Here is a 26,787-nt window from a genome sequence, read left to right on the forward strand (position 1 = left end):
GTCTAAAAGACTGCATCAGGGACGCCTTAGGACGTGGTTCCACCCATCTTCAGCATATTAAATATGCTCTCATAGTCGCTGATAACGGGGACGACCCGTCCTACCTTTTCAGTAAGCTCTGCCATGAAAGCGGTAAGCGCACCATTGAGAAACTTCCAGTCAAGGTTTCTCTCCCTGGTTTGATACGCCGTTTGTCTTTCACTAATGTACTTTCTATTTAAACACTAACCAAAGCTTTTTTCAAGCCTTTTTTAGGGATTTCGCAAATTAGGTCCCAAAACCGTGACTTCCTTGGCTAAAAAGCGGATTCTTTCCATAATTCTTTTGGCTTTAACCGGTTCAAATTCTTGTCGGTTATTAACAGCCAAATAATTATTTTCCAATTCATCCATTTTGTAGTTGGACGAAAAAAAGGTCGGCAGTTCTTCTTGCATCCGGTATTGTAAAATAACACCAATAATTTCATCCCGTGACCAAGCGGATAAAGTATCTGCTCCAATATCATCTAGCATCAAAATCGGCGCTTTTTTCACTTCATTAATTGCTTGGGTGATAGACTTGCTTTTTGAACCAATTAAACCTTTAAGATCCAAGATAAAGGTTGGCAAATGGACAATCGTTGAAGCAAAGCCTTTCTTAGCCAAATCATTGGCAATTGCAGCTAATAAGTAGGTTTTTCCAACGCCAAAATCACCTTGCAAATAAAGGCCTTGGTGGAAAATGCCAGGATCTTGACTATAATCTCTAACAAAAGACATAGCCGCTGTTAAAGCATCAATCCGTTCCGGGGTACTGGTAAAATAATCCTGTAAACTAGCATTTTTAATGGCTTTAGGTAAGCTAATTGCTTTAACACGCTGCGCCAATTTTTTTTGTGCCTGCTCCTGCTTACTTTTTTGGGTCGGTCGGTAAACAATCTCTATTTGATGGTTGCTAAATAATAATTCCGGATAATATCCCGGCATTAACGTTTCTTTGCCAGCTTGATAATCATTTTTAAAGTGCAAATATTCCAGTAATTGACTTAGGTCACGCTGGATAATCTGTGGCGTAATTTCACTGACATTTTCTTGCAAAAAAGCCGCAATATCAGGGTCTTTTATGACCTTTTGCGAAATAGCCTGCACCTTTTGGTTCCAGCCCTTTTGTTGCAACAGTTTTCCCATTTGGGCACCTACATTTTCCATCTACTTCACCTCTATTCATCATCTTGGAGCTCTTGGCGTAATTTTTCCAAATTAGCCAATTTTTCTTGCATCATATCCGGTGTTACTTTGGCAGCATTTTGTTGCGCAATCTTTTTCCAATCAGTTGGCCGTTCTTTTTGAACGACAGGACGTGTCTGTTTATTCTTATAAGTTGGCTTAGTTGGCAAAGGTTTATTTTTTTGCGCCTGTTTGAGATAAATCATTGCCTTTTGTGGCGTATCAATCTTTTTTTTGGCCAGCCTTGAACACAAGGCCTCAAACCGGTTGCCTACCTTAGATGTTAATAAATCATTGTCTTCATCCACGAGCAGATAATGCATCACAACATTAATGACAGCATTTGGCAAAATCTGTGACTTAACCATCTGACTGACAACATAATTTTCTAATGTAGAAACATATCCGCCCTGCTCTTTTTTCAACAAGGCTAAAAACTCTAACGGCGTGTAATAAGCACAGGCCTGTGCCAATTGCTGATCGGTTTGTGTCAATTGTTCTTGATTTAAATCAGGCTTCATCGTTGCTGGGGATTGGCGCTTTACATTTAACTGCTTAACCTTTATTTGAAATTCCTGCTTTAATTTTTTATTGAAAAGCACAAAATCAACCCGATTGTTAGCTACATTAAAGCAGCGCTCTAGTAAAGCCACCATCGCAGCTTCATCCAAATTATAGAGCAATTTGGCAGCTTTTAAATCATCTAAATGGCCAAGCACATCTTCCGTACCTAAATAACTGCTATTCAGTAATTGTTTCAGATATTGCAAATCTAAGGAAACCTCGTTTTGAGTAATTAACGGCTGTGGTTCAAAAGCAGCTTTAACTTCACTTGGCTTAAATAATTGCTGCGAACTAAGATTAAAAACATCCATAAAATTCTTGGTTAGTTCCCGGCCACCATGCTTAAAATCAGGCGGAGAAAACCTGTTTTTCAGACGTTTAAAGCGATTTTCGCCCACCATTTCATACAAGATACCTGCTAAAATAGCATCAGCAAAAAAATGAGGCCCATCTTGTGGCAAAAGCAGCTGATAAATAAAGACTCGACCCAAGTTATCATTTTTTTCAAAAGTCCTTAGCAAGCCCAAAGCCTCCAGTTTACTGCACGTTGCGTAAAAAGTCGGCACTTCCATATCTAATTGGCATAATAAATCGCCTAAAAGCTTTCTCTCACTAAGCAAAGGCTTCTTTTGAGACTGATCAACCAAGGTAAAATACGTCGCAAATGCTTGGACTCCCATCACCGGCTGGTATAATTCAGCTAATAAAGTCACGCTGACTTCTGATTTTTCTGCCTGCAAATATGCAATATATCCATCTTTGGGCGAAAGAAGCTTCAACCCATTATCCATCGCCCTCACCTGCCTTATTTATTTTTGCTTTTTTTGTTCGGCCATTAAATCTTGCAGCTCATCCACAAAAGCATTCATATCTTTAAATTCACGATAAACACTCGCAAAGCGGACATAAGCAATTCCATCTAATTTAGACAATAATTCCATAACGTAACTGCCAATTAATTGACTGGAAACTTCATTACTGCCGGCAGCACGCACCTTAGCTTCCACCTTATCAACCAATTTTTGAATATCATCCATCGCAATGGGACGTTTTTCGGCCGCTCTTAAAACCCCGCGTAAAACTTTATCACGATCATAAACTTCACGAGTACCATTTTTTTTGACAACTAACAACGGTGTTGACTCCACGCGTTCAAAGGTAGTGAAGCGAAAACCGCAATTTTCACATTCGCGTCTTCGTCTAATAGCGTGCCCATCATCAGCGGGACGGCTGTCAACCACACGCGAGCCATTCTTATGACAATGTGGACATTTCATTTTTATTACCTCATTATTATAAAATTTTACTTATCTTAAGCCATTTTAGCACTTGTTTTCGCGTTTCTTCAACCGTTTTGGAACTATCAATTACAACATCAGCCAATTCAACCCGCTTATCCGGTGCCATTTGACTGGCAATTCTTTTTTGAGCATCATTTAAGGTTAAATGATCTCTGGCCATAATTCTTTTAAGCTGTACTTGCGGACTGGTTTGTACAACCATCACAGCATCGCAATATTTTTGATAATGTTGCTCCAACAATAAAGGCGCATCCAAGACAACCAGCTTAGCAGCTTTTGCTTGTACCAAATGCTCCAAAATGTTCTGCAAAATAAGCGGCTGCATGATTTGATTAAGCAAAGTCAATTTATTTTCATCACTAAAGACCATTTTCCCTAATTTTTTGCGGTCTAAGCTGCCATCTGCTTTTAAAATATCAGTTCCAAAATTTTGGCTCAATCGTCTAAGGCCCACAGTGTTTGGCAAAACGACTTCTCTTGCCACTTGATCAGCATCAATAATTTCAGCCCCTAATGTTTTTAAATAGTTGGCAATAGTCGTCTTGCCGCTGCCGGTACCACCTGTTAATCCTAGCACAAAACTCATGGCAGCACCTGACACTTAGGGCAAAAATGCGTTCCTCTTTGTCCCACAACAATTTTGACAATCGGTGTCTGGCAACGTGGACAGGGCTGATCTTTTTTGCCATACACATTTAAGGCAAATTGAAATTGTCCTTCTTCTAAAAAGGCATTCGCATAGCTGCGGATGGTTGTGCCGCCAGCTTTGGATGCCATGGCCAATTCTTCAATAATAGCTTTTCGCAGTAAATCCGCCTGATCTAAAGTCAATTTATTGCAAGGTGTTTGCGGGTGAATTTTGGCTATCCATAAAACTTCATCTGCATAAATATTGCCTACACCAGCAACCAGTGTTTGATCAAGCAAAGCTGTTTTAATATTTTTATGTTTGCTTTGCAAAGCCTGATAAAAAGCAGCTAGTTTAAAACTAGCTTCGGTAGGCTCAGGGCCTAACTTTTTAAGGCTGGAGCTCTCTAATTCCTGCCCCGTTAAAAACAATTCCATCCGCCCAAATTTACGCACATCATTGTAGTGCAGTTGTCTGCCATCTTGCAGGTAAAAAATCACATGCGTGTGTTTTTCTTTGGGAGATCCTTTAGCTTTGACAAAATACTTTCCTTCCATCCGCAAATGCGACATCATCGTGATGCTGTCTGAAAAACGGAACAGCAGGTATTTTCCCCGCCGATCAACAGCTTCAATGGTCTTATTTTGTAAAGTTTGAACAAATTTATCACAATCTCCCACAATCATCTTAGGATAAAAAACATCAACTTTAACGACGGTAGCGCCTAAAATCAGTTTTTCTAACCCTCGCCTAACCGTTTCAACTTCTGGTAATTCTGGCATTTTTCTTCCTCATTTCGTATCAAACCATGTCTGTCCATGCCCGCTTTCGACCTTCAAAGGTACATCTAAATCAACCGCTGAATCCATAATTTGGGGCACTAATTCTTCTAGAATAGAAATTTCAGTTTGAGGTGCTTCAAAAATCAATTCATCATGCACCTGTAAAAGCATTTTAGCCTTTAAATTCCGCTTAGTTAACTCTGCCTGCATTTTAATCATCGCAATCTTGATAATATCAGCGGCACTCCCCTGGATTGGCGTATTCATCGCCGTTCTTTGTGCAAAAGACCGCTGGTTGAAATTTTTTGAATTAATACCTTCAAGATAACGGCGCCGGTGGAAAATAGTCTCTACATAGCCTTGCTTTTTCGCCTTTTGGACAATTTCATCCATATATTTCTTCACACCAGGGAACAAGTCAAAGTAGCCTGCAATGAATTCTTTAGCCTGCTTACGGCTAATACCAATATTTTGTGCTAAACCAAAATCGCTAATGCCATACACAATCCCAAAGTTAACAGCCTTAGCCTGGCGGCGCATATTGGCCGTCACTTCGCTTGGGTCAGTTAAATTAAAGATGTTCATCGCTGTTTTCGCATGAATATCTATCCCGTCTTTAAAGGCCTGCTTCATATTTTCGTCCTGTGAAATATGTGCTAAAACACGCAGTTCGATTTGCGAATAATCAGACGTAAAAATTTCCCAGCCATCCTGACTAGGCACAAAGGCTTGGCGGATTTTCTTGCCTTCTTCCAAGCGCACGGGAATATTTTGCAAATTAGGATCAACCGATGATAACCGTCCCGTCGTCGTCAACGTTTGTGTATAACGGGTATGAACTTTGCCATCCGGTGCAATCACTTTTAGCAAGCCGTCAATATAAGTCGACTTTAGCTTGGCATATTGGCGGTATTGCAGTACATCAGCCACAATATCATAGTCAGTTAATTTTTCTAAGACGTCACTGGCCGTTGAATAGCCGGTTTTCGTCTTTTTTATGACTGGTAGAGATAGCTTTTCAAATAAAATAGTACCCAATTGTTTAGGCGAGTTAATATTGAAGCTTTCACCAGCAGCTTGATAAATCCGCTGTTCTAAATCAGCCAATAATTCCGTAAAATTTGACCCCATCTCTTCTAATTTTGCCCGATCCACTTTAATGCCTGAAATTTCCATTTGGGCTAACACTAGTGACAATGGACGCTCAATTTTAATATATAAATCCGCTTGCTCATTTTGAACTAAAGCCGCCATTAATTTTTCCTTTAATTCATAAATAGCCAAAGCTTTCGTAGTTAAATGCTGCAAGAAAATATCAGCTGCAGGTTTTTGCTTTTTGGCCCCCTTGCCATAAACATCATCATCACCAGCAACTTTGAGATACCCTTGCTTTTGGCATAAGGTGCCTAAATCATTGCTATTGTCTGTATTATTCAATAAATATGAAACTAATAACAAATCAAAATCGACCCCGGCCAAAGTAATGCCCAGCCGCTTCAAAGCTGTATAGGTCTTTTTACCATCAAAAACATCGACAGGAGTAGTCTCTAAATATTCCTTTAATTTTGGTTCTTGTAATAAAGCAAGGTCTTCGCTGGCATATGTTTTACCGGCTACATTTAGGCTAAAGCCCCAAAAATCAGCAGTATGATAGTTTTCATCGGCCATTTCCACATATAAACTGACCGGTTTTTTTAAAGATAGCTTAGCTAAGATATCTTTTGTCAAAACGTGAACTTCAACATCATTTTTGACTTCTGTTTGCCGCAATTCGCTTAAAAATTTATTGAAATCTAATTCTTGATAGAATGCCTGCAGTTTTTCTGCATCCTGTCCTTCAAAATCAAGTTCTTCTAAGCTGATGGACACCGGTGCATCTGTTCTAATAGTAGCCAGGTCTTGGCAAGCAAAGGCAACTTCTTTATCGGCTTCAAGGTGCTCTTTTAACTTTGATTTTTTCATCGTCTCCAAGTTAGCATACAAATTTTCCAAGGATTCATATTCATTCAGCAATTTTAAAGCTGTTTTTTCGCCAACCTTCGTCACCCCAGGATAATTATCTGACGTATCACCGGATAACGCTTTTAAATCAATGATTTGCTTAGGAGTTAGGCCTAATTTTTCATATAAGTATTCCGGCGTATAAAATTCCAGTTCCGTTACACCCTTAACCGTCAACGCCACCGTAATTTTATTGGTAACTAATTGCGTTAAATCATGATCGCCGGTCACAATCGTTACCTGATAACCGGCTGCTTCTGCTTTTTTAGCCATCGTGCCGATAATATCATCAGCTTCATAATTAACTAATTCATAATGTTTGATGCCATAGCCATCCAGTAATTGTTTGACATATGGAAATTGTTCTGTTAATTCCGCAGGTGTCTTTTTGCGCCCTCCCTTATAATCGGCAAATTTTTGCGTTCTAAAGGTTTTTTTGCCGGCATCAAAAGCTACTAACACCTTATCAGGCTTCACAAGGTCTAATACCTTATCTAGCATTAATTTAAAAGAATATACTGCGCTAGTATGCAGTCCCTGCTGATTTACAAAACGTTCTGTTTGCATAAATAAAGCATAAAAGCCCCTAAAAGTCAGGCTATTACCATCAATTAATAGCATTTTGTTATCTGTTTGCATAATGTAGTCCTCTCACTTATCTTTATACCAATTATATCAAAAAAAGGCTACGTTTTGGTCCGCAGCCTTTCTCACATTCTTAATCTCGATTATTACTGCCACCGATACCAAAAATTTGCAGCAGATACAAGAAAATATTGATAAAGTCTAAATATAATTCTAAAGCACCCGTAATTGCCAAAGCATCAGGGTTAACCTGAGTTCCATATTCATAATACATTTGCTTAAAGCGTTGGGTATCCCAAGCTGTTAAAGCAGCAAAAATTACTAAACCAATAAAGGAAAAGACGTAAGAAATCATCGTACTCTTCAAAAAGATATTAATGATGCTTACAATAATCAACGCAATTAAAGCTGCTAAAGCTTGCCGGCCAATGCCGGAAAGATCTTTTTTAGTGGTATGTCCCATCACAGCTAACACCGCAAACATTACAGCTGCTGATACAAAAGCCTTAGTAATATCAACAGCAGCATAAACATAGAAAATGCCGCTTAAAAACAGACCTTCAATCGTCGCAAAGCCCATCAGCGCTGTAAGCGATCTAGCGATGGATTGATTTGGCTTCAACGCTGACATTGAAAAAGCCAAAACCATTTGCAAGATAAATAAAATCATCATCACTATTGGATTAGCCACAATAGCCACCAAAGCCGGTACATGAGCTGCTAAGTAAGCAACAACTGCTGAAACGGCTACTGCACAAGCCATATAACCATACATTTTGGTAAAAAAACTATTTGTCCCGCTAACTAGTCCGCGTGATTTATCAAACATTGGATCATTATTCATTCACATCAACCTCTTTTTTAGTTTGATTTTCGAGCTGCTGTTGCACTTGTCGAGGAGGACGCACCATAATTACCGAATCTAAAACCCGATCTTGTGCTTCATTTGTCCCCTCAACCGAAATCATGACAACTTCTTTCATCAAGTCAACCTTAATCACTTCAAAGGTAAAAGTTATTACCTCTTCATGATAAACAGGTTCAACAAAATTAGTCGCAATATTCACAATCTCACTCCCGGGTCCGGGAAGAATTTTAGAAATTGAACTAGTTAAAATTCCTGAAAGCATTACTGGCGGAACAAGCGCTGACTTATATCCCATCATTTGCGCGTAGGCTGGTTGCAAATATAATGGATTGGTATCATTCGTTAATCCAATATATATCAGCAATTCGCGCTCTGAAAAGGATTCTGTCACTGTTAATGAGTCGCCCTCTTGAATCTCATCAATTGTTTTACCCCGCCGATGCACGTCATCTTGCATACAGAACTCACTTCCTTATTTATTTCACATATATCTTAACATACCATATTTAGTTTCTCAATTAATCTACTCAGCAGATATCTGATTTTAAATAATAATTAATGTTTTTGCCAGTTGATAAAACGTCCTAAAATCAGACCAATCAACCCCCAAATAAGCATCGTAATCGTCAAAAACCATAGCGAATGATTCCAGCCGGCATTGGTCTTAAAATAACCGAATAAAGTTGGCCCTAGGCTGGCTAATAAATAGCCGATGGTTTGCACCATGCCGCTAATTAAGTTGGTTTCATTGCGCTCTTTGCTTAAGATAGAAATCAAACTCATACTGATGGTAAAAGTACAAGCCACACCAAAGCCTAAAGCAATGCAAGCCAAAACCACCCCTACAAAGTTAGGCAGATAAACCAGCAGCAAGCTCCCTAAGGTAAAACAAAAAATTAAGGCTACCGTGACACCATAATAACGCTGTTTGCTCTTCAAAAAGCTGGCTGCAATATATGATACTGGAAAACCAACAATTTGGAAAAAGGCAAATAATAACCCGGCCTGATTAGCTGAAAAGCCGGCTGCTGAAATGACCGTTGGCAGCCAGGTTGTCAAAGCATAAAAAGCTACTGATTGCAGGCCCATGTAAAGCGCTAGCAGCCAGATTTCAGGACGTTTTAATACCAAAACAAAATTTTGCAACTGGCTGGATTTTGGGCCCGGTTCACTTTGACTAGGCTGATTTTTAGTGACATACAAATTCCATAAAATCATCGCAAGCACTGCTGGAATAGCTGATAATTGCAAGGTTAATTTCCAACCCAGCATTTGGGCCAAGGGACTTGCTACTCCCCCAGTTAAAGCACAAAAAAAGCTGTTTGAAGCAGTATATAAACCGTTAAGCTTTAAAGCTTCTTTGGGTTTCCATTCTAAAATAGCCGCTGGAATAAGCACGTTTAAAAATGTAATCCCAATCCCACAGAGCAATGTTCCTAAAATTAATAAAGTTGGTGAATAAACCCGAAAAAGATTAGCTACAATAATCAAGCCTAAAGCCAGGTTCAAAGACCTTTTGCTCCCTAAAATGTTGCCTAAAGGTGCAACGAAAATCGATAGCAAAGCAAAGCACAATAGCGGAATACTCGTCAAGCTCCCCATCACAGCCGATGATAAATTTAAGGCAGCAGCCACCTTGGTTAAAATCGGCGACAGCATGATAATTGAAATCCGCATATTAGCTGCCACTAAAAAGATCACTAAGCCGAAATTTAAATATTTTTTCTCCATAAAAGCCCTCTTTTTCCTATTCCCTCATTAAAAAAATAGTGGTGCCAGTTTCAGCTGACACCCACTATTTCTAGTTATTTTTCAAACTTAAATTAGACAACAATTCTTCGTAAGCTTGTTCATACTTAGGAATATCGCCTGCCCCCATAAAGATTACGACATCATCATGGTAATCAAGCAAAGGTGACATATTATCAAGCTGTAAAACAGCGCCACCCTTGGTAATCTTCTTGCCTAAATCAGCCGCTGAAATCTTGCCGTCATGTTCTCTAATAGAGCTGAAGATTTCAGTTAAATAAACTTTATCTGCTAAATCTAAACTCTTGGCAAAGTCATCCATCAAAGCTACCGTACGGCTGAATGTGTGTGGTTGGAAAACAGCAATAATCTTTTTAGCTGGATATTGTTGTCTAGCAGCATCAATCGTAGCAGCAATTTCAGAAGGATGGTGTGCATAATCATCGATGATAACCATGTCGGCAATCTTCTTTTCTGAAAAACGGCGCTTTACCCCTTTAAAGGTCATCAATTCGCTGGCAACTGCCTTAGCTTCAATTTTTTCCATATGGGATACAGCAATCACTGCTAAAGAGTTCAAAACATTGTGTTTGCCAAACAAAGGAATCGTAAAGTTGCCTAAAAATTCATCTTTTAAATAAACGTCAAAACTCGATCCATTGGTTGTCCGCTTAATATTTTCTGCTCTAATGTCGTCATTTGCAGCCGTTCCGTAATAATAAACAGGCACCTTAGCTTTTAATTGACGCAAATGTTCATCTTCTCCCCAAACAAATAAAGCTTTCTTGGTATGATCAGCCAATTCTTGGAAAGCATCACAGACATCTTCAATTCCTGTAAAATAATCCGGATGATCAAAATCAATGTTGGTCATAATAGTATAGTCTGGATGATAGCCGGCAAAATGGCGGCGGTATTCATCAGCTTCAAATACAAAGAAGCGGGCATCAGGAATACCTTTGCCTGTTCCATCGCCAACCAAATAACTTGTCGGTGAAACACCGCTCAACACATGAGCTAATAAACCGGTTGTACTGGTCTTACCGTGTGCGCCCGCAACACCAATACTGGTTGTTTCTTCAATTAACATTTCTACAACTTGCGGATAAGTTAAAACCTTAAGCCCCATTTCTTTAGCTTTGGCAATTTCAACTTGATCATCCCCAAAAGCATTACCCGCAACAATGGTCATCCCAGGCGTAATGTTATTTTCATCAAATGGTAAAATCTTAATACCAGCTTGTTCTAAGCCCCGCTGGGTAAAAGTGTATTTTTCAATATCAGAGCCGACAACCTTGCAGCCCTTATCATTTAAGATTAACGCTAAAGCGCTCATTCCTGTCCCTTTGATTCCGACGAAGAAATACGTGGTTTCCATATCCATTGAAAGTTCCTCTTTTCATTTTACAATCATGTTAAGTTTACCATACTAGCTCACGCAAATAAACGACTAATTAAATAACTATTTTTCACCCGTTAAAAACGCATATTATTCAACGCTTCTTGCGTTAAATTAACCTTCCGCGGCTTAGCTCCATGCGCCTTGGAAATATATCCCCGTGCTTCTAATGTATCAATCATCGAAGCTGCACGGTTATAGCCGATTGAGAAGACGCGCTGCAATTTGGAAGTTGAAATGGTGTCTTCATTGACAATATAATCCAACACCCGTGGCATCAATTCATCTTCTTTTTCTAAAATAACGGCTTTTTTCTTTAGTTTTTCGGGGTCAAATGCATAGCTAGGCTGTGCCTGCTGCCTGATAAAGTCACAAATATCATCAATTTCATCGTCTATATAAGTTCCCTGCAAACGCACCGGCTGGCTGGCTCCGCTGGCCAAAAAGAGCATATCGCCTTTGCCTAAAAGTCTTTCCGCCCCAGAAGCATCCAAAATCGTCCGTGAATCAGTCGAACTGGCAACCATAAAGGCCAAACGGGTTGGTATATTATTTTTAATTAAGCCGGTAACCACATCAACACTTGGTCTTTGTGTTGCTACAATCAGGTGAATACCGGCTGCTCTAGCTTTTTGCGTAATGCGGGCAATATACTCTTGCACTTCTGATGAAGAGGCCATCATCAAATCAGCCAATTCATCAATAACAATCAAAATATAAGGTAATTTATCAGCTGGATGTCCTTTTTTGACGACTTTATCATTATATCCCGCTAAATTTCTGGCACCTAATTGCGCCATCTTCTGGTAGCGGTCTTCCATTTCGTCAACGGCCCACTTCAAAGCCTCTGTAGCTTGCTTAGCATCAGAAATAACCGGCGCCAGCAGGTGGGCAATACCTTGGTAAGGTGCTAGTTCAACTGCTTTAGGATCAATTAACAGTAATTTAACCTCTGAAGGTTTAGCTTTATATAAAATTGAAACCAATAAACTGTTAATAAAGACTGACTTGCCCGACCCCGTCGCCCCAGCAATTAGGCCGTGCGGCATCTTAGCAATATCAAAAACTCTTGGTTGACCAAATAAATCGACCCCTAACGCTGTTGTCAGCGGTGAAGAAGCTTCTTGGAAGGCTTTTGATTCTAGAACTTCTGCTAATAAAACCTGGCGGGCTTTTTGGTTAGGAATTTCAATTCCAACCGTACTGCGTCCTGGAATTGGCGCTTCAATTCTGATGTCTTTAGCTGCCAAAGCCAGTTTTAAATCATCATTTAAATTAGTAATCTTATTGACCTTTACCCCGCGATCCAAGACCAATTCAAACTGGGTCACCGTCGGTCCAATGGTCCAATGTACCACATGAGCGCCAACTTTAAATGATTTTAACGTTTCATCCAAAACTTTGGCTTGCTTTTGAGCCCAGTCATCGCTTTGTTTTTGGTTTTTTTCATGCTTATGGTCCAACAGCTCTAAAGACGGAAATTGATATGATTTAGCCGGCGCTAGCGGCTGTGCAGTCGGTAATACATCAGGTTCTGCGGATACAGGGAGCTTTTCAGGTGAAATGAGCGGAAACTTTTGGCTTTCACCTTTGATATCAGTTTCAGCTGACTCAGGTAATGTTTGCTGAACTTTGGCTTCAACTTTCCAAGGATGTTTAATATCTGTTTTATTTTGATTTACTGCTGCGTTTGGCTTTAACTCAACTTCCGGCGCTGCTTTAAGCATTGGCTCGGCTTTAGCCTCTTCAGTATGTGATACTGGTTGCGGCATCATTTCCGGTTCTAATTTCGGTTCAGCTTCATTTGCAGCTGACGGCATTTCAGTGACAGCTTCTGGCTTAACAGCCGCTTGCATTTCTACTTCTGAAGGGCTAGCTTGTAGCTTATCTTCAGCTTCATTTTCAAGTTCAGCCATCTGCAAGACTTCTGCCGACAGCCCGTGTGTTAAATCAACCAGTGGTACATCATCATGCTGGCTGAAAAATAAGTACCTATCTAATGGTTTAAAAAGTTCTTGAATTAATAACTTATAGTTTGGTTCCGCAACTGTTTGACTAGCCATAGATGGCGGTACAACAGTTGGATGAAAAAAACGTCTCCTTGGTGGCACCACCTGGCTGTTTTTTTTCCTATGACCATCTTTAGACGCATTGCTGCGCAAAAAGCTTGGTCCATCATAATCTTTCATTAATATCAATCCTAACTAAATACAAATAAAAGGAGTTAGGCAAATCCTAACTCCTTCATTCTAACATAATTAAGCCTTAAGCTTGGAATAAATTTTGGGCTTTTTGAAAGTCAAAAGCTTGCCCGCAAGGATATTCTTCAGGGTCGAGCACCAAAATTCCCCGCTTTTGCGGAGCATTAGGCAAAGCCAATTCGCGCGCAGAACAAATCATCCCAAAACTATCAATTCCGCGCAATTTACCAGCAAAAATGAGGCTGCCATCCGGCATCATTGCACCCACCTTGGCCACCACGACATTTTGTCCAGCTTCAATGTTGGGTGCACCGCAAACAATTTGCAGCTGTTTTTGACCATCAATTGTTACTTTAGTCACATGCAAATGATCAGAATCAGGATGGTCTTCCAATTCATCTACATGTCCTACAACAAATTTAGGTTCATGGTCATTGACAAGTTCAGCTTCAAAACCAGCCTTGGTTAAAGCGGCATTTAATTTTTCAACTTGCGCATCATCAAGGAAAACTTGGCCCAAAACATCCAGTTCACCTAAAATAGCCGCTGCATCAAAAAAATTGTATCCTTTGGTCTGATTTGTTTCTTCATCAAAGATGCGAACAATATTTTCTTTCTTCTCAAAAGCTTGTGTGCCTTGATCATCGGCCACAACCACCAATAAAACATCACCAAGTTGTTCTTTATTGTAACTTGCAATTAACATGGACTTAAAACTTCTTTCTTAAAATATGATTTGGGTTATCCCCATTAATTAACGCTCTTTAAAAAGGCTTCAACTTCAGCTTTTGTTTTACGATCCTTATTAACAAAACGGGCTTTTTCCTGACCATCAACATAAACGATGAAGCTTGGAATCCCCATGACAAAAAGTTCTTGACATAAATCGATATTTTCGTCACGATCAACTAAAACAAAAGTATAGTCGCTAAATTCAGCTTCGATTTCAGGCATAGCCGGCTTAATAAACCGGCAATCAGGGCACCAGTCTGCTGTAAAGAATAAAACATACTTGCCTTCTTTCAATTGTGCTTCCATTTCAGCTTTAGTCATCTTAGCTAATTTTTCCATGGTTAAACCTCCACTATTATTGATTTTTACATTATAGCGCATTTAGGTTAAAAAGGCATCAAACTTGCTCAAACATGCTATAATGATAAGAAAAAACAAGGATGTGATTCCATGAAAAAAACAACCCTGCTAAGCCTTCTTCTCGGTGCCAGTGCAGGTGTCCTCGGAGCTAAAGCTTATTTAGCCCGGCCCTTATCTGCACACCGTGTTTTAACTAAAGTCAAACAGCAATTTCAAACCGAATCACCGGTTTACGGTACTTGGATTGAACATAAAAGGCGGCCTTTACAGCGCTTTGCTTTGAAATACCAAACTTATCACGGCGGTTTGTCGCGCTATGAAGATGAACGGCTGGTTTCATATGAATTTACCGCCGAAGCCAAAACCGGAACTGTTATTGAAATCAAACGCCTTGATTAAAATTTTGCGGTCAACTTATAAATAGGTTGACCTTTTTTACTGAATTTTTCTTCATATTCAGTCATAACATTATCTTCATCTGTATCATGCAAGTCTAAAAAGACCTGTTCAAAATGCATGCCGAAATTATTCATGCTGCACAGAGAATATTCAAATAAACCGCGATTGTCGGTCTTAAATTCCAACAAACCGTCATCTTGCATCACTTGCTTGTATGAAGCTAAGAAGCTCTTATAAGTCAAGCGGCGCTTTTCGTTGCGTTTTTTAGGCCAAGGATCTGAAAAATTAAGGAAAATCCCTGTTACTTCATCATCAGCAAAAAATTCCGTCAAGCCGCTGCCATTAGCACAAACCAGCTGCAAGTTAGGTAACTGTGCCTCTAACTGCTTTTTTAAGGTAATTCCGACTGCTACCGCCTGCATTTCAAGGCCGATAAAGTTGCGATCAGGGTACTTTTGAGCCATTTCAACAATAAAGCGGCCCTTACCTGTACCAACTTCAACATACAAAGGTTGCGGCTTGGCAAAACGTTCCTGCCATTTGCCCCGCCATTGTTCCGGCTCAGTAACAACCCATTGCGGATTAGCTTTAATTAAGGGTTTAGCCCAAGGTTTATTTCGTAAACGCATCTTTTCCTCCAATAATTATCTATTCACGAAATAAGGGATAAAAGGCGACCTTTTATCCCTTATTGATTTTAAAAATATCTTCTTTTGAAAACTCATTAAGCTTTACAATGTCTTGGTTCATTTCATGGAAACGACCACGCATATAGCTATGTTTAATAGACATTAACAGGTACAATCGCAAGTACCAGTCAACCCTTTGGCATAGTTCAGCAGTCGGCGTACCCTTGACATATTGGCACAGCCAAGCATACCACTGTTCACGTGGGACATATTGACACATTAACATACTGAGATCTGTAGCAGGGTCGGCAATCATTGCTGCCTCCCAATCCACTAAATAAAGCTTATGCTTATCAGATAACAGCCAGTTTTTATGGTTTAAATCGCCATGACATACTTCGTAATTCGAGCGTTCAAGTTTCGGCTGGCAAGCTCTTAAGTGATTGGCCGTGTTTTTGAGCAGCGGATGCTTTCTGAGGTCAGGCGCAAGCCCTCTAAAATAGCGGTTAAGCAGTTCCTGTGGAGGCAAAACCTGCCCTCCAATCTGCAGCAGCATTCTTTTTAACAAATCAGAATGGTGCAAGCGGTACAAGAGGTCGCTAACTTCTTTTTTTTGCATCTCAGTCCGTTTCAAACTGCGGCCATTCTGCCATTCTTGCGCAGTTAAAGTGTCGCCAGTCGACATCGTCTTAGTCCACACTAACCGTGGGACAATCTGTTCCAGTGACAAAGCTGCTAAAAAAGGCGAAGAATTCTGCTTGATGAACAGGCGCTGATCATGGTTAACTCCCATAAAAGCTGTACCTGTATCACCATCAATAGGAAGAACCTGCCAACCATTATCCAAATTAAGACTCAACGTAGGCTCTCCTTTTGAAAATATCGATAACTAAAGTAATTTTAGCTAACTCATCCTTTATGTGTCAAGCTATTTTTCCTTAGACTGTCTCTTTAATAAGGCATAGCTTTCTAATAACAGTAAAATCCCAGTCACTAAACTGTATTTTACATCTCTGGTACCTGCAAAATAGCAAATGGTAAAAAGCAGCACAACGGCCAGCATTAAAATCCGCATTAATTTAGCAAAATCCCGGGTTTTATCCGTCTGTGTCAGCGGATAAAGGTGAGTAAAAACAATTTCGTTATACTTGTCTTTTAAAGGTCCCATCTGAAAACAGATCAAATAAGTAAAAATCAAAGCAATCAGCAAGGCTAAGTAACGATTTTCCAAAAAACATAGTAAAAGGCCGCCTAAAACGAGCAAGCGGAAAAACAAACTACCAAAACTACCTGACCGCACCAAGCCTCGGGCAAATAAATAGTAATAAGGTCGCTTTTTATGTGCCTTAGGCAGCATAAAATCCAAATATTTGCGGCGCTTAGCACTAGTGACCACATAAGGAACATCGCAAAATAAGTTAAAAAAGCGATACAAATTCATCATACGGCTGCTTTCTTTGCCGATAGCCTGCTGCCACAAAAAGATTTGCTTTTCGCCCATGCTTTGACGCCATATAAAAATAAGCAGGCAGCCAACCAAACTGAAAGTCAGGGCATAAACCCCTAAACCTAAAGCAGCAATTAAAAAATTAATGAAAGGATATACTACACAAAACAGAAATTTGATTCCTTTTGACATTTCAAAATATAAGGTAAACTCTTCTAAGCTAAGCCAAAAATATTTTAAAACTATCGCGGTTAAGCAGATAAAAGTCACCTGCAAGCGGTCAAATTTCAAAATAAAAAGTAAAAATGGTACTAAAACTAAACTGCATCCTATTGTAAATAAAACTCCAGTTACTAAAGAAGCTCTTTTGGCTCTTGTCAAATAACGTCTGATTTCACCTTCTTTGGGCAATAAAAAGACCGCATCTGCCGGTTTAAGCAGTGTTTTTAACTGTCCAAATTGAATCACCAAGGTTAAAATTACCGCCATAATATAAGGTGCATAACTTGGCGTCGGCTGATTTTTTAAGGCTTTAAGATAGTTTGAATAAGCTAAACCTAAGCCACCAAAGGCAAATAACAAAGATAAGACAAAAAAATCATTTAAAACATAACGCAAATATTTAAAAATTTGTTTTAAATATGCCCTTTGCCGTACTTGATACAATTTAAGCATGCTCTTCACCCGCCAATTCAGTCATTCCTAAATAAATATCAGCTAATGAAGCATCCTTAGCACCGTACAAATCCCTAAGCTCAGCTAACGTTCCCTTGGCCTTAAGGCTTCCTTGATCAATCATCACAAAACGGTCGCAATACTTTTCTGCTGTTGATAAAACGTGGGTTGACATCAAAACCCCTGCTCCACGCTGCTTTACTTGGTCGATCAAATTCAATAAATCTCTTGTTGCTAAAGGATCAAGGCCTAAAAATGGTTCATCAATAATAAAAAGTTCGGCTTCCGTCATGAAAGCACAGGTAATCATCACTTTTTGCTTCATTCCTTTAGAAAAGTTAGCGGGAAACCAATCTAATTTATTATCTAGACGGAAAATTTTCAATAAAGATAAAGCCTTTTGAAAAGCCGTCTCATAGTCAAGGTCATAAGCCATAATGGTCATTTCTAAATGCTCTTTGAGCGTTAATTCTTCATATAAAACGGGGGTTTCCGGAATATAAGCCAGCTTTTTTTTATAATTAATCGGATCCTTTTTAATTGATGTTTCACCAACTAAAATCTGCCCGCTTTGTGCCTGCAGCAAGCCGATAATGTGCTTAATGGTCGTAGATTTGCCAGCCCCGTTCAAACCGATTAAGCCGACTAATTCGCCTTCATTGACGGTAAAACTCAAGTCTTTGAGCACAGGCCGCATAAAATATCCGCCTGTCAAATTTTCTACATCTAAAATCATCCGCAAAAGTCCCTTCCATTCAACTTAATTTTAATTATAACAGAGTTTTTTTCATTTAGCCTTTTCAAAATAAATTCATGTTATAATTAGGGTATCATTTTGAAAGAAGGTTTTTTGATGGACGATTGTATTTTCTGCAAAATTATTAAAGGTGAAATTCCTAGCATTACCGTATATGAAGATGATGATGTCAAAGCCTTTTTAGATATCTCACAAGCAACTAAAGGGCACACGCTTTTGGTGCCAAAAAAGCACGTCCAGGATATTTTTGCTTATGATGATGCCTTAGCTCAAAAAGTTTTAACCAAAATTCCAATGGTGGCCCAAGCTATCAAAGATAGCGATCCTAAGATTTTAGGCTTAAACATTGTTAACAATAATGGTGAAGTCGCTTACCAATCCGTCTTCCATTCTCATATCCACTTTATTCCAAGATATGGCAAAGACGATGGTTTTTCGATGGCTTTTAGCGATAATTCGGCTAAATATGACCAAGATGCCTTAAACCAAACAGCAGCTGCCATTAAGGCACAATTTAATTAACATGAAATGGGTTAAAACATCCTTGCTGCTTGGTTTAGGCGCGGCTGCCTACATTAACCGGGCCCAAATCATTGCACAAGTAGCAACTAAAATCAAAAAAGCCGACACTATCTTACAAGAGGTCACTAATTTAGCCGGCAAGGCGCAAACGACCGCCCAAAAATGGCGGGCTTTCAGTTCCGAAGCCAGTCATGCCAGTGAGATTTTAACTGATTTAGATTACGACATTAATCGCTATTTTCAAGAGATTGAACCTAACTTGACTAGGCTTAATGAAATGCAAAAGAAAGACTAAATTCTAAGGTTTTGCTAAATTTTTATAAACAATTCTGTTATCTCTTTAAGAGTGTGGTATAGTAATTACTGTTAGACTTGTTTGACAAGTTAATATTTATGAATGGATGTGTTATTCAACATGAAAAAATGGTTTGTCGCAGTTGCAAGTGTCCTGATGGCATTTACGCTGGCAGCATGCGGTTCCAAGACCGTCGCTACTACTTCAGGTGGCAAGATCACTGAAAGCGAGTATTACTCAAGCCTGAAGAAAACTTCTTCAGGCAAGCAAATACTTCAAGAAATGATTTTAAACAAAATCTTGGAAAAAGAATACGGCTCAAAGGTTTCTGATAAGAAAGTCAATGCAACTTACAACTCTTATAAGAAGCAATACGGCTCAAGTTTTTCAACAATCTTAACCCAAAACGGCTACACTAAGTCTTCTTTCAAGAAGAACATCCGCTCTTCTTTGCTTTTGCATGAAGCAGTCGTTGATCACACTAAGATCACCAACAAGATGTTGAAGAAGCAATGGAAGTCATACACACCAAAGATTACGGTAGCTCATATTTTAGTTTCCAAGAAATCTGATGCTCAAGCCATTATCAATGAACTCAAAAAAGATGGTTCCTACAAGAACTTTGCTAAATTGGCTAAAGCAAAATCAACAGATACTTCCACTAAGAGCAATGGTGGGAAGCTTTCTGCTTTTGACAACACCGACACCAGCCTTGATTCCAGCTTTAAGGCTGCTGCTTTGAAACTTAAACAAGGCGAATACACAACAACCCCTGTTAAGAGTTCTTATGGCTACCATGTCATTTACTGCATCAAGAATCCTGGCAAAGGTAAGATGTCTGACCATATCAAAGATTTGAAGAAGCAGATCATCGAAACCAAGGCTAATGATTCTACTTATATGCAAAAGATTTTAGGTAAGGTCTTCAAGGGCGGCAACGTTTCAATCAAAGACAATGATTTGAAAGATGTCTTATCTGATTACGTTTCTACCTCTTCATCTTCATCTAGCTCTAAATAATTAAGCCAAAATCCTTCAAGCAAATGCTTGAAGGATTTTTTGTGTAAAAAAAGCGGCTGCTAACGGATAATTCCGCCGGCAAGCCGCTTTATTATTTACGATAGTCAAAAGTCCATGTGATTACAAAATCAGGCATATTTACCAGCTGGTAATCTTGCGGAAGCTGCTTAAAAAATTCCGTCACAGTCTGTTCTCTTTCTAGGCCAAACCCCATATCGTGCAATTTACGCATATCTTTTAATTTAACAACCGTATCAAAATTTTCCATTTCAGTTTGATCATCAAAAATATAATCAAAAAAGACGACAAAGATGGTTCGAGGGTCCAACTGAGCCAATTCATCCAAGTGGACTTGATTGATTTCAGCATTTCCAGTCAAAACCCCGTAAGCCCAGGTATCATCTTTTAATTTCAACTGTTCTTGTTCATCTTTAGCCTGGTACCACTTAATTCCCTGAATCAAGCCTCTTTTTAAAAAATCGTAGTCGACAATCCAAGCAGGATAATCTTCTTCTTGTTTATTTTGCACCCTCAATTTATCATTAGTTTGATCAATCAAAGCTTGTATTTCCTTTTTCATGTCCAGGCCTCCTTATGATATTTTACTTTATCCTACTCCAAATAACTGCTAGACGCAATTATTTTGGTCTCTAAGACCTTTCATGTTAAAATTTAAAGTAGTTTAATCATCTTTTAGGAGGAGATTATTATGTCAGAAATTAAACTTGTAGCTATTGATATTGACGCTACCTTACTTAATTCAAACCGTCAATTAACAACCAAAGTCAGTCAAGCTATCAAAAATGTTTCTGCCCAAGGAACCAAAGTTGTGCTGACCAGCGGACGTCCCTTGTCTGGCATTAAGCCTTTTTTAGCTCAATTAGGTTTAGATAATCAAAATGATCAATATGTGATTTCTTTTGGCGGAAGCATCGTCGAAACTACCTCTGGTCAAGTGTTAGCATCTAACCAGTTATCCTTTAATGACTATCTCAAATTATATCAAATTGCCACCTCGTTAGGCATCCATTTTCATGTCGAATCCGCTGATAAACTTTACACGTCTAACCGTGATTTAGGTAAATACACCATTGTTGAGGGCTTTTTAACCCAGATTCCCGTTTGTGTCAGAACACCGGAAGAATTAAGCAATATTCCTCTTGTCAAAGCCATGTTTGTCGACGATCCTGCTAAAATCGACAACTTAGTTCAAAAAACTGAGCTTTTTGAACCCTTATCCGCTAAATTAACTTTCACCCGCAGCGATCCGGCTTATTACGAAGCCAATCCTAAGGGCGTTGACAAAGCATACGGTTTAAAAATTTTACTCGATAAATTAAACATGACTCCAGCTAACCTCATGGCCATTGGCGACCAAGGTAACGATTTATCGATGCTTAAATTAGCTCAAGTAGGTGTAGCCATGGGAAATGCCATTCCAGAATTAAAAGCAGTTGCCAGTTTTGTAACGGCTGATTGCGATCATGATGGGGTTGCTGTCGCCTTAGAAAAATTTGTTGCAGCAAAAAATTGACATTATTTGGCACAACAGCTAAAAACTTTCGCTATTCTGGTTAATTTTATAAATTAATCACAATATATTTATATTTTATTAAAATAGTACTAGTAGACTGTTTTTTAACAGCACATTTTAGGGATAGAGATTGATGTTTAAAAACAAAAATATTACGTCACGATCAGCAATTATCCAAGGCTTAATGATAGCCGTTGGTTTTTGCTTAATTCTGGCGACCGCATTTACTTTTATTCTTTTTAATAAGAATAACTTAAAAAATTATATCACCACACAAGATTCAATTATTAAAGAGCAGCACTATTATAATGAGCGAATTGCCATCGCTGCCCAAGACGCTGGCTTGTCTAAAAAGCAGGTCGATTATCTATTAATTGACGAACGACAAACTAAAGAACTATCTTTAACTACAATTGATAATCTTTTTGAAGCTAAAGCTGTTTTATTAAACAGCAGTGCCTTATATCAGGCCAGCTTAAAAAGTTTACAAGCTAAGAAGCTTTCTTTGACAACTAAGCAAAAAGAAGCCCTAAATGATAAGTTAGAAGTTTTTCAAATTAACTTATACCGCCACAATAAAGCTACTAACCGGTTAAATCACTTAACGATGTTTTTGCAAATTTCCCGCTTTTGGAAAAAAGCCATCTATATAGTCGATTTAATTTTGATTATTTTTCTACTGCTGCTTTTTGTGAGTTTTGCTAGACAAACAAATTCGATTCATATCTTGTTTTTTGTCAGCAATTTTAACCTTATCAACACCATCTTAACCTTATTTCTAGCTATCTTTTTAACCTTATACAGCACCTTTTTTTTAGAACAAAGACTCTCTGGTGAAACACTGGCCTTTTTTTATGTTATCACCAAATCGATTCGGCAATATCTTTGGTTTACGATTTTCATTTTATACATTATCGGCTTTTTAGCTTCAATCATCGCTACCAAGATGCAAAAGGATGACCAAAAATAACCCTAGATTTTTTCTGGGGTTATTTTAGTAAATTTTGCTTTTCTTTACTGAACTCTGCTATAATGTAAGTGACAAGCACACGAAAGGATCTTCATTATGGCCACTATCAAAGACATTGCTGCTAAAGCTAACGTTTCTCCCGCAACGGTTTCACGGGTTTTAAATTATGATGAAACTATGTCTGTCAGCACAGAAACTCGCAACCGCATCTTTAAAGTTGCTGAAGAATTAAATTACGTTAAATATAAGGCAAAACCCAAAAAAGCCAGCCCACAAAAAACGGATACTAAAACCATCGCCATTATTCAATGGTACACCGAACAAGAAGAAATCAACGATTTGTATTACTACGCCATCCGCATTGGCATTGAAAAAAAAGCTCATGCCCTCGGTTGCAATGTAAACCTAATTTATCAAGACGAACCGCTGACTAAAGCCACTGATGCTGACGGCGTGATTGCTGTAGGTAAATTTTCTCCTGACCAAATTGAAATGATTGCTAAAACTAACAACAATATTATCTTTGTGGACAGCAATACCTTAAGATTCGGCTATAGCTGTGTCGTAGCTGATTTCGAAGGCGCTGTCGATCAGGTCATTGACCATTTCTTAGCCCATGGGCAGCAAAAAATTGGCCTTTTAGCCGGCGTAGAAGAAACCTCTGATGCGAAAACCAAGCTCTTAGATCCACGCTTAGCTGATTTTAAAAACAAATTGACTTCTTTGAATCTTTACCATCCTGAATATGTTTTTACCGGTCAATTTTTGCCTGAATCCGGCTATAACATGATGCAACAAGCGATTAAAACTTTAAAGGGCCGTCTTCCTCAGGCTTTTTTTGCTGCCAATGACGCGATTGCTTTAGGCGCTTTAAAAGCTTTGGCAGAGTATGACATTTCTGTTCCGGAACAGGTCAGCCTAATTTCTTTTAATGACACCTCACTAGCACGTTATGCCTACCCTGCTTTGTCCTCGGTCAAAGTTTTTACCGAGGAGATGGGAGCTACAGCAACTAAGATGGTCTTAACTAATTTAAAAGCTAAACGCACCATCCCTGAAATGACCACCTTGGCAACGCAGCTCATTTTGCGTGCTTCCAGCTTAAATTAATAAAAAAGCGTCTTTAGGACGCTTTTTTATTTTGAACTGCCTCTTAGCCGAAGATTACATAATGCTAACTGTTCTTCTAGCGTCTTCTTGTCACTAGTGACTTTGCCGAGACGCTTTTGAAGTTTTTCAACCGCGCGGGTGGCCTTGTCCTCGTTTTTGCCGGCTTCTGCTTGGATTTGGCTATCTTCTACTTCTTGGCTTTGGTCTTGAGTGTTTTCAACGGCTTCTGTTTGTTCTACGTTTTCGTTATTCATGCGAAAACTCCTTTCTCACGCATTTTAAGCCTTGGGAGGCTAAATTATACATGATTGTTCTTTAACGCCTGCAAAGCAAGAAAAAGGCCTAAAAAAAGACGGCTGTTAAACCGTCTTTTTACTCTGTATTAAATTATCGGAGTCCAATCTCTGAACTCTTTGAAAATCTTGTATGCTTTCTTCATCATGGAATTTTCAGCCAGGTACTGTAAACCGGAACTGGTAACCGCAAGCTGATTGATTCCGCCGACTACCGTACCGCTTTTTGTCTGATTAACTGTTAACCCTTTAATGTATCCATCGTCTGTCAGCATCATCAAGCTTCTGATTAGCTGTTTACGAGAATATTGAACACCGTTTCTTGCAAGATGTCTGTATCAGGGCCTAAGTCATTTTCATAACAGTATTTCAGATAACTGAGCACCTTATACGCAATCGTGAAATAATCATTATTTGCCATGGAACTGCCTCAATATATCGGCTTTAAAGCGGAATCAGGGTCTAATTCAGGAAGTTTTTTTCCTGTCTTAATTGCTTGCCTAATCTTTTGAATTGCTCTTTGCATTTCTTCCTCATCAGGATGTAAAGGGTCAGTTAAAGGTACCGTTTTACCAAAAGTCCCTTCTCCGAATTTTAAATCATAATCTTTTATAGCCCTACCAAAAGCTTTGAAAGTCTCTTTTGAAGGCATTACGGGTTCCCAAGTCATAAACATCATCCTTTCAATAGTAAGCCTAAAATTAAATCCATGTATTCGGGGTCATCCGTAATTTTTGCATAATGACATGTCCCATCTTTATCAATAAATTTAACGTGACCATTCTGCGGCTCAAAAACCGACTCCAATCCCACGGAAAGAACTTCTGTTGCATTTGAGTTTAACGACTCTCCAATTTTGGAGGGTCGTATTTGCTCAATATATCGGTTTTAAATCGGAATCTGGGTCTAGTTCCGGTAATCTTTTGCCCATTATGATTGCTCGATTGATAGTTTCTATTTCTTCCGCAATGTCTTCATCTTCGTCAGTTAATGGGTCACCCAATGGTACGACATGGTCAAATGCGCCCTTGCCGAATTTATTTTCATAAGATTCGACCGCTTTATTGAACTTTTCAAGCATTTCTTGTGAATACATACTAATTCACCCTTTCAAAAGTAGCCCTAAAATCAAGTTTAAATATTCTTGGTCATCCGTGATTTTTGCATAATGGCGTTTTCCGCTTTCGTCAATATATTTGAGTTTACCGTTTCCAGGTTCAAAAATAGATTCCAAACCCACGGAAAGAACTTCTGTTGCATTTGGGTACGTTTTGCCAATGTATGGCGATATAAAATTATCTTTTTTCGTTAACTCATTAATTCCGTAACGGTTATCACGATAAATATCCCGCAACCTAGTTTCTTTTTCCCCTTTTGTTCTTGCTTCGACAAATTCTTTTTCAATTCTCACGACATCAGCGTTATGGTCTTCCACGAAGTGCCCAATTTCATGCCAAGCTGTCGTTGGCCTGCCAGACGAATAAATCGTGTTGTACTTGCCATTATTGTTTTCTTCAATATAGGCAGCTAATTCTGCCTGAGTTTTTACCCAACTAGGAATCTTGTAATGTTTCCCACTAGCATCGAGCAAAGCCCGAATATAAAAACCTCTTTGATTTTTTCCAGCAAATATAACTTCACTTGTATTGTTAAGGTAATTAACCCAATCTGTCGGATAATGGTTGAAAGCTTCATTCAATGCACTCTTAACCGCCTTTACCGACCGCTCAACCCACTTATCTTCACTAACAGTTCCACCGGTTTGACGGTATACGCTAACGGCTTTTGTGATTGCATCCTTGTCGCCAATTTTATCTGAAATACTGTATTTTTGGTTAAACACTTGTCCCAGTTTGATTATATCATCTTTAGAAGCTGTATGAATATCAATCTTGCGGAATAATTCAGCTACTTCATCGATACTCGTTTCAAATGTAGTTGGCTTAACATCACTGATAAAATTCGATATGGTTGGCTTGTCAAGCCAGTAAGCGCTTATTGCACACCTACAATTGGGATGAACCGGCAAGTCCGGCACATCGGCTACCTTGTACACTCCGCGGCCCCAGCCATCATCGCTATCTGCAATACTAGCGCATATCTTATCTTGCATGCACTAGGTTCGGCTATCCATTTGCAATAATCATAACCATATCTTTTGAGATTTGCAAGCGTTGCGTTTGCTTGTACCCTTGCGCTTTCAGTACGAGCTAGGCGCTCGCTGGCATACTTGGCATTTTTGAATTCTTTGCTAACTAACGGTCTTAATTCTCTTGCGATTTGTTGTGCTGTCTTGCCCTCAATCATGCACTTTTGTAAAGCAATATCAAGCCTTGCCTTTAATTCGTCTGTATTTTTCCATACAGTGTCCGACCAATTACCGCTGCCGACTTGCGACATAATAATTTCACTGGCCTGTGTCGATGGCCATCCAACTTTGGAGGGTCCTATTTGAAATATAGTCGTACCTATGCGAAAAATCGGCAAGATAACCATTTATAGCGTGCAAAAGCCTGTTGGACAAATACGGTCCTTCACAATAAGGCTAGTCCTTGAAAATTTCAAATAAAAGAACTAAAATAATAATTGTGATTATATCTTTCATGGCTTTTTCACCTCTTCAGCGTCTGTAAGCCACAATTTTTGATTGTGGTAAGATACGTTAAAAGAGGCGAAAAAGCCTTTAATATATACTTTGGCAAATACGGCTCTCCAAAATTGAATGATCGTTCAAAAGTTGAAAGATTACTTAGATTTTTAG

At 39.0% G+C, this 26,787-nt stretch carries 31 protein-coding genes; 7 read left to right on the top strand and 24 right to left on the bottom strand.

The genetic code is table 11. The annotated features are described in order from the left end of the window. Positions 1–251: 251 nt before the first annotated feature. The 13 genes from dnaI to BMX26_RS01685 form a co-directional block, all read right to left on the bottom strand. Complete coding sequence (gene dnaI / locus BMX26_RS01625; RefSeq protein WP_075529730.1) at positions 252–1,187, bottom strand: primosomal protein DnaI; 936 nt, start codon at positions 1,185–1,187, stop codon at positions 252–254. Between the two features lie 11 nt (positions 1,188–1,198). Further along, positions 1,199–2,560: a hypothetical protein gene (locus BMX26_RS01630; protein ID WP_075529731.1), complete on the bottom strand. Its 1,362-nt coding sequence runs from the start codon at positions 2,558–2,560 to the stop codon at positions 1,199–1,201. An 18-nt stretch (positions 2,561–2,578) separates the two neighbouring features. Continuing rightward, positions 2,579–3,046, bottom strand: coding sequence for a transcriptional regulator NrdR (gene nrdR, locus BMX26_RS01635; RefSeq protein ID WP_075529732.1), 468 nt, complete (start codon positions 3,044–3,046; stop codon positions 2,579–2,581). A 16-nt stretch (positions 3,047–3,062) separates the two neighbouring features. After that, a complete protein-coding gene (gene coaE / locus BMX26_RS01640) occupies positions 3,063–3,656 on the bottom strand; it encodes a dephospho-CoA kinase (RefSeq protein ID WP_075529733.1) in 594 nt (197 codons plus the stop codon). Next, the gene (mutM, locus tag BMX26_RS01645) at positions 3,653–4,480 is read right to left on the bottom strand and encodes a DNA-formamidopyrimidine glycosylase (RefSeq protein WP_075529734.1); all 828 of its coding nucleotides are present in this window, start codon (positions 4,478–4,480) and stop codon (positions 3,653–3,655) included. The genes coaE and mutM overlap by 4 nt, the downstream gene beginning before the upstream one ends. Before the next feature lie 9 nt (positions 4,481–4,489). Further along, positions 4,490–7,120 (bottom strand): DNA polymerase I, encoded by a 2,631-nt coding sequence (polA, locus tag BMX26_RS01650; protein ID WP_075529735.1) that lies wholly within the window; start codon positions 7,118–7,120, stop codon positions 4,490–4,492. Positions 7,121–7,199: 79 nt separating this feature from the next. Then, positions 7,200–7,910: a Bax inhibitor-1/YccA family protein gene (locus BMX26_RS01655; RefSeq protein ID WP_075529736.1), complete on the bottom strand. Its 711-nt coding sequence runs from the start codon at positions 7,908–7,910 to the stop codon at positions 7,200–7,202. Continuing rightward, positions 7,903–8,391, bottom strand: coding sequence for a MaoC family dehydratase (locus BMX26_RS01660; protein WP_075529737.1), 489 nt, complete (start codon positions 8,389–8,391; stop codon positions 7,903–7,905). Before BMX26_RS01660 ends, BMX26_RS01655 begins: the two co-directional genes overlap by 8 nt. Positions 8,392–8,489: 98 nt before the next feature. Next, complete coding sequence (locus BMX26_RS01665) at positions 8,490–9,665, bottom strand: MFS transporter (protein ID WP_075529738.1); 1,176 nt, start codon at positions 9,663–9,665, stop codon at positions 8,490–8,492. 70 nt (positions 9,666–9,735) lie between these two features. Further along, a complete protein-coding gene (gene murC, locus BMX26_RS01670; protein WP_075529739.1) occupies positions 9,736–11,067 on the bottom strand; it encodes a UDP-N-acetylmuramate--L-alanine ligase in 1,332 nt (443 codons plus the stop codon). A 92-nt stretch (positions 11,068–11,159) separates the two neighbouring features. Then, positions 11,160–13,271, bottom strand: coding sequence for a DNA translocase FtsK (locus BMX26_RS01675; protein ID WP_075529740.1), 2,112 nt, complete (start codon positions 13,269–13,271; stop codon positions 11,160–11,162). A gap of 76 nt (positions 13,272–13,347) precedes the next feature. Further along, positions 13,348–13,989 carry a YtpR family tRNA-binding protein gene (gene ytpR, locus BMX26_RS01680; protein WP_075529741.1) on the bottom strand — a complete coding sequence of 214 codons (642 nt, stop codon included), beginning with the start codon at positions 13,987–13,989 and terminating at the stop codon, positions 13,348–13,350. 44 nt (positions 13,990–14,033) lie between these two features. Then, positions 14,034–14,354 (bottom strand): thioredoxin family protein, encoded by a 321-nt coding sequence (locus BMX26_RS01685; RefSeq protein ID WP_075529742.1) that lies wholly within the window; start codon positions 14,352–14,354, stop codon positions 14,034–14,036. Between the two features lie 111 nt (positions 14,355–14,465). Here BMX26_RS01685 and BMX26_RS01690 point away from each other — a divergent pair, with 111 nt between their 5' ends. Further along, positions 14,466–14,774, top strand: coding sequence for a hypothetical protein (locus BMX26_RS01690; protein WP_075529743.1), 309 nt, complete (start codon positions 14,466–14,468; stop codon positions 14,772–14,774). Here BMX26_RS01690 and trmB read toward each other — a convergent pair. From trmB to BMX26_RS01710, 4 genes are all read right to left on the bottom strand, one after another. Beyond that, the gene (trmB, locus tag BMX26_RS01695) at positions 14,771–15,403 is read right to left on the bottom strand and encodes a tRNA (guanosine(46)-N7)-methyltransferase TrmB (RefSeq protein ID WP_075529744.1); all 633 of its coding nucleotides are present in this window, start codon (positions 15,401–15,403) and stop codon (positions 14,771–14,773) included. The two genes, BMX26_RS01690 and trmB, sit on opposite strands and share 4 nt — an antisense overlap. Before the next feature lie 52 nt (positions 15,404–15,455). After that, complete coding sequence (locus tag BMX26_RS01700) at positions 15,456–16,262, bottom strand: phosphotransferase family protein (protein ID WP_075529745.1); 807 nt, start codon at positions 16,260–16,262, stop codon at positions 15,456–15,458. 69 nt (positions 16,263–16,331) lie between these two features. Next, positions 16,332–17,525: an ABC transporter permease gene (locus tag BMX26_RS01705; protein ID WP_075529746.1), complete on the bottom strand. Its 1,194-nt coding sequence runs from the start codon at positions 17,523–17,525 to the stop codon at positions 16,332–16,334. Continuing rightward, positions 17,518–18,261, bottom strand: coding sequence for an ABC transporter ATP-binding protein (locus BMX26_RS01710; RefSeq protein ID WP_075529747.1), 744 nt, complete (start codon positions 18,259–18,261; stop codon positions 17,518–17,520). The genes BMX26_RS01705 and BMX26_RS01710 overlap by 8 nt, the downstream gene beginning before the upstream one ends. A 117-nt stretch (positions 18,262–18,378) precedes the next feature. On the opposite strand from BMX26_RS01710, the gene BMX26_RS01715 reads away from it, so the two are divergent. From BMX26_RS01715 to BMX26_RS01725, 3 genes are all read left to right on the top strand, one after another. Further along, complete coding sequence (locus tag BMX26_RS01715) at positions 18,379–18,804, top strand: HIT family protein (protein ID WP_075529748.1); 426 nt, start codon at positions 18,379–18,381, stop codon at positions 18,802–18,804. Position 18,805: 1 nt separating this feature from the next. Next, positions 18,806–19,099 carry a hypothetical protein gene (locus tag BMX26_RS01720; protein WP_075529749.1) on the top strand — a complete coding sequence of 98 codons (294 nt, stop codon included), beginning with the start codon at positions 18,806–18,808 and terminating at the stop codon, positions 19,097–19,099. 120 nt (positions 19,100–19,219) lie between these two features. After that, positions 19,220–20,119 carry a peptidylprolyl isomerase PrsA gene (locus tag BMX26_RS01725; RefSeq protein WP_075529750.1) on the top strand — a complete coding sequence of 300 codons (900 nt, stop codon included), beginning with the start codon at positions 19,220–19,222 and terminating at the stop codon, positions 20,117–20,119. A 91-nt stretch (positions 20,120–20,210) separates the two neighbouring features. On the opposite strand, the gene BMX26_RS01730 is transcribed toward BMX26_RS01725, so the two are convergent. Next, on the bottom strand, positions 20,211–20,699 hold the full coding sequence (locus BMX26_RS01730) for a hypothetical protein (protein WP_075529751.1): 489 nt from the start codon (positions 20,697–20,699) through the stop codon (positions 20,211–20,213). A 129-nt stretch (positions 20,700–20,828) separates the two neighbouring features. Between BMX26_RS01730 and BMX26_RS01735 the strand changes: the two genes are divergently transcribed. The 3 genes from BMX26_RS01735 to BMX26_RS01745 all read left to right on the top strand — a co-directional run bounded on the left by BMX26_RS01735 (position 20,829) and on the right by BMX26_RS01745 (position 23,733). Further along, positions 20,829–21,653: a Cof-type HAD-IIB family hydrolase gene (locus BMX26_RS01735; protein ID WP_075529752.1), complete on the top strand. Its 825-nt coding sequence runs from the start codon at positions 20,829–20,831 to the stop codon at positions 21,651–21,653. A gap of 133 nt (positions 21,654–21,786) precedes the next feature. Then, positions 21,787–22,623, top strand: a complete 837-nt coding sequence (locus tag BMX26_RS01740) for a hypothetical protein (RefSeq protein WP_075529753.1) — start codon at positions 21,787–21,789, stop codon at positions 22,621–22,623. 96 nt (positions 22,624–22,719) lie between these two features. Next, positions 22,720–23,733, top strand: a complete 1,014-nt coding sequence (locus BMX26_RS01745) for a LacI family DNA-binding transcriptional regulator (protein WP_075529754.1) — start codon at positions 22,720–22,722, stop codon at positions 23,731–23,733. A 26-nt stretch (positions 23,734–23,759) separates the two neighbouring features. Here the strand turns inward: BMX26_RS01745 and BMX26_RS01750 are convergent, their stop codons facing one another. The 6 genes from BMX26_RS01750 to BMX26_RS01770 form a co-directional block, all read right to left on the bottom strand. Continuing rightward, positions 23,760–23,987 (bottom strand): hypothetical protein, encoded by a 228-nt coding sequence (locus tag BMX26_RS01750; protein WP_075529755.1) that lies wholly within the window; start codon positions 23,985–23,987, stop codon positions 23,760–23,762. Positions 23,988–24,115: 128 nt separating this feature from the next. After that, on the bottom strand, positions 24,116–24,304 hold the full coding sequence (locus BMX26_RS09695; RefSeq protein WP_412771387.1) for a YjcQ family protein: 189 nt from the start codon (positions 24,302–24,304) through the stop codon (positions 24,116–24,118). An 11-nt stretch (positions 24,305–24,315) separates the two neighbouring features. Next, positions 24,316–24,447 carry a YjcQ family protein gene (locus BMX26_RS09700; RefSeq protein WP_225355177.1) on the bottom strand — a complete coding sequence of 44 codons (132 nt, stop codon included), beginning with the start codon at positions 24,445–24,447 and terminating at the stop codon, positions 24,316–24,318. A gap of 9 nt (positions 24,448–24,456) precedes the next feature. Beyond that, entirely contained in the window at positions 24,457–24,696 is a 240-nt protein-coding gene (locus tag BMX26_RS01760; RefSeq protein WP_082272438.1) for a hypothetical protein, read from the bottom strand. Positions 24,697–24,900: 204 nt separating this feature from the next. Next, positions 24,901–25,122: a hypothetical protein gene (locus tag BMX26_RS01765; protein WP_075529756.1), complete on the bottom strand. Its 222-nt coding sequence runs from the start codon at positions 25,120–25,122 to the stop codon at positions 24,901–24,903. A 6-nt stretch (positions 25,123–25,128) separates the two neighbouring features. Next, a complete protein-coding gene (locus BMX26_RS01770; RefSeq protein WP_225355178.1) occupies positions 25,129–26,139 on the bottom strand; it encodes a hypothetical protein in 1,011 nt (336 codons plus the stop codon). Positions 26,140–26,787 lie beyond the last annotated feature (648 nt).

This window comes from Ligilactobacillus sp. WC1T17, from assembly GCA_900110005.1.
GTDB classification, from domain to species: Bacteria; Bacillota; Bacilli; order Lactobacillales; family Lactobacillaceae; genus Ligilactobacillus; species Ligilactobacillus ruminis_A.

Excerpts from the sequence above, each read along its gene's own strand:
- BMX26_RS01690 (WP_075529743.1), top strand. The coding sequence starts at position 14,466 with ATGAAAAAAACAACCCTGCTAAGCCTTCTTCTCGGTGCCAGTGCAGGT.
- BMX26_RS01685 (WP_075529742.1), bottom strand. The coding sequence starts at position 14,354 with ATGGAAAAATTAGCTAAGATGACTAAAGCTGAAATGGAAGCACAATTG.
- polA (WP_075529735.1), bottom strand. The coding sequence starts at position 7,120 with ATGCAAACAGATAACAAAATGCTATTAATTGATGGTAATAGCCTGACT.
- dnaI (WP_075529730.1), bottom strand. The coding sequence starts at position 1,187 with ATGGAAAATGTAGGTGCCCAAATGGGAAAACTGTTGCAACAAAAGGGC.
- ytpR (WP_075529741.1), bottom strand. The coding sequence starts at position 13,989 with ATGTTAATTGCAAGTTACAATAAAGAACAACTTGGTGATGTTTTATTG.
- BMX26_RS01655 (WP_075529736.1), bottom strand. The coding sequence starts at position 7,910 with ATGAATAATGATCCAATGTTTGATAAATCACGCGGACTAGTTAGCGGG.
- BMX26_RS01735 (WP_075529752.1), top strand. The coding sequence starts at position 20,829 with ATGTCAGAAATTAAACTTGTAGCTATTGATATTGACGCTACCTTACTT.
- BMX26_RS09700 (WP_225355177.1), bottom strand. The coding sequence starts at position 24,447 with ATGGCAAATAATGATTATTTCACGATTGCGTATAAGGTGCTCAGTTAT.
- BMX26_RS01630 (WP_075529731.1), bottom strand. The coding sequence starts at position 2,560 with ATGGATAATGGGTTGAAGCTTCTTTCGCCCAAAGATGGATATATTGCA.
- BMX26_RS01705 (WP_075529746.1), bottom strand. The coding sequence starts at position 17,525 with ATGCTTAAATTGTATCAAGTACGGCAAAGGGCATATTTAAAACAAATT.
- BMX26_RS01710 (WP_075529747.1), bottom strand. The coding sequence starts at position 18,261 with ATGATTTTAGATGTAGAAAATTTGACAGGCGGATATTTTATGCGGCCT.
- coaE (WP_075529733.1), bottom strand. The coding sequence starts at position 3,656 with ATGAGTTTTGTGCTAGGATTAACAGGTGGTACCGGCAGCGGCAAGACG.
- BMX26_RS01715 (WP_075529748.1), top strand. The coding sequence starts at position 18,379 with ATGGACGATTGTATTTTCTGCAAAATTATTAAAGGTGAAATTCCTAGC.
- BMX26_RS01675 (WP_075529740.1), bottom strand. The coding sequence starts at position 13,271 with ATGAAAGATTATGATGGACCAAGCTTTTTGCGCAGCAATGCGTCTAAA.
- BMX26_RS01665 (WP_075529738.1), bottom strand. The coding sequence starts at position 9,665 with ATGGAGAAAAAATATTTAAATTTCGGCTTAGTGATCTTTTTAGTGGCA.
- BMX26_RS01660 (WP_075529737.1), bottom strand. The coding sequence starts at position 8,391 with ATGCAAGATGACGTGCATCGGCGGGGTAAAACAATTGATGAGATTCAA.
- BMX26_RS01720 (WP_075529749.1), top strand. The coding sequence starts at position 18,806 with ATGAAATGGGTTAAAACATCCTTGCTGCTTGGTTTAGGCGCGGCTGCC.
- trmB (WP_075529744.1), bottom strand. The coding sequence starts at position 15,403 with ATGCGTTTACGAAATAAACCTTGGGCTAAACCCTTAATTAAAGCTAAT.
- BMX26_RS01765 (WP_075529756.1), bottom strand. The coding sequence starts at position 25,122 with ATGTATTCACAAGAAATGCTTGAAAAGTTCAATAAAGCGGTCGAATCT.
- mutM (WP_075529734.1), bottom strand. The coding sequence starts at position 4,480 with ATGCCAGAATTACCAGAAGTTGAAACGGTTAGGCGAGGGTTAGAAAAA.
- BMX26_RS01725 (WP_075529750.1), top strand. The coding sequence starts at position 19,220 with ATGAAAAAATGGTTTGTCGCAGTTGCAAGTGTCCTGATGGCATTTACG.
- BMX26_RS01770 (WP_225355178.1), bottom strand. The coding sequence starts at position 26,139 with ATGCAAGATAAGATATGCGCTAGTATTGCAGATAGCGATGATGGCTGG.
- BMX26_RS09695 (WP_412771387.1), bottom strand. The coding sequence starts at position 24,304 with ATGATGCTGACAGACGATGGATACATTAAAGGGTTAACAGTTAATCAG.
- BMX26_RS01730 (WP_075529751.1), bottom strand. The coding sequence starts at position 20,699 with ATGAAAAAGGAAATACAAGCTTTGATTGATCAAACTAATGATAAATTG.
- BMX26_RS01740 (WP_075529753.1), top strand. The coding sequence starts at position 21,787 with ATGTTTAAAAACAAAAATATTACGTCACGATCAGCAATTATCCAAGGC.
- nrdR (WP_075529732.1), bottom strand. The coding sequence starts at position 3,046 with ATGAAATGTCCACATTGTCATAAGAATGGCTCGCGTGTGGTTGACAGC.
- BMX26_RS01760 (WP_082272438.1), bottom strand. The coding sequence starts at position 24,696 with ATGACTTGGGAACCCGTAATGCCTTCAAAAGAGACTTTCAAAGCTTTT.
- murC (WP_075529739.1), bottom strand. The coding sequence starts at position 11,067 with ATGGATATGGAAACCACGTATTTCTTCGTCGGAATCAAAGGGACAGGA.
- BMX26_RS01745 (WP_075529754.1), top strand. The coding sequence starts at position 22,720 with ATGGCCACTATCAAAGACATTGCTGCTAAAGCTAACGTTTCTCCCGCA.
- BMX26_RS01750 (WP_075529755.1), bottom strand. The coding sequence starts at position 23,987 with ATGAATAACGAAAACGTAGAACAAACAGAAGCCGTTGAAAACACTCAA.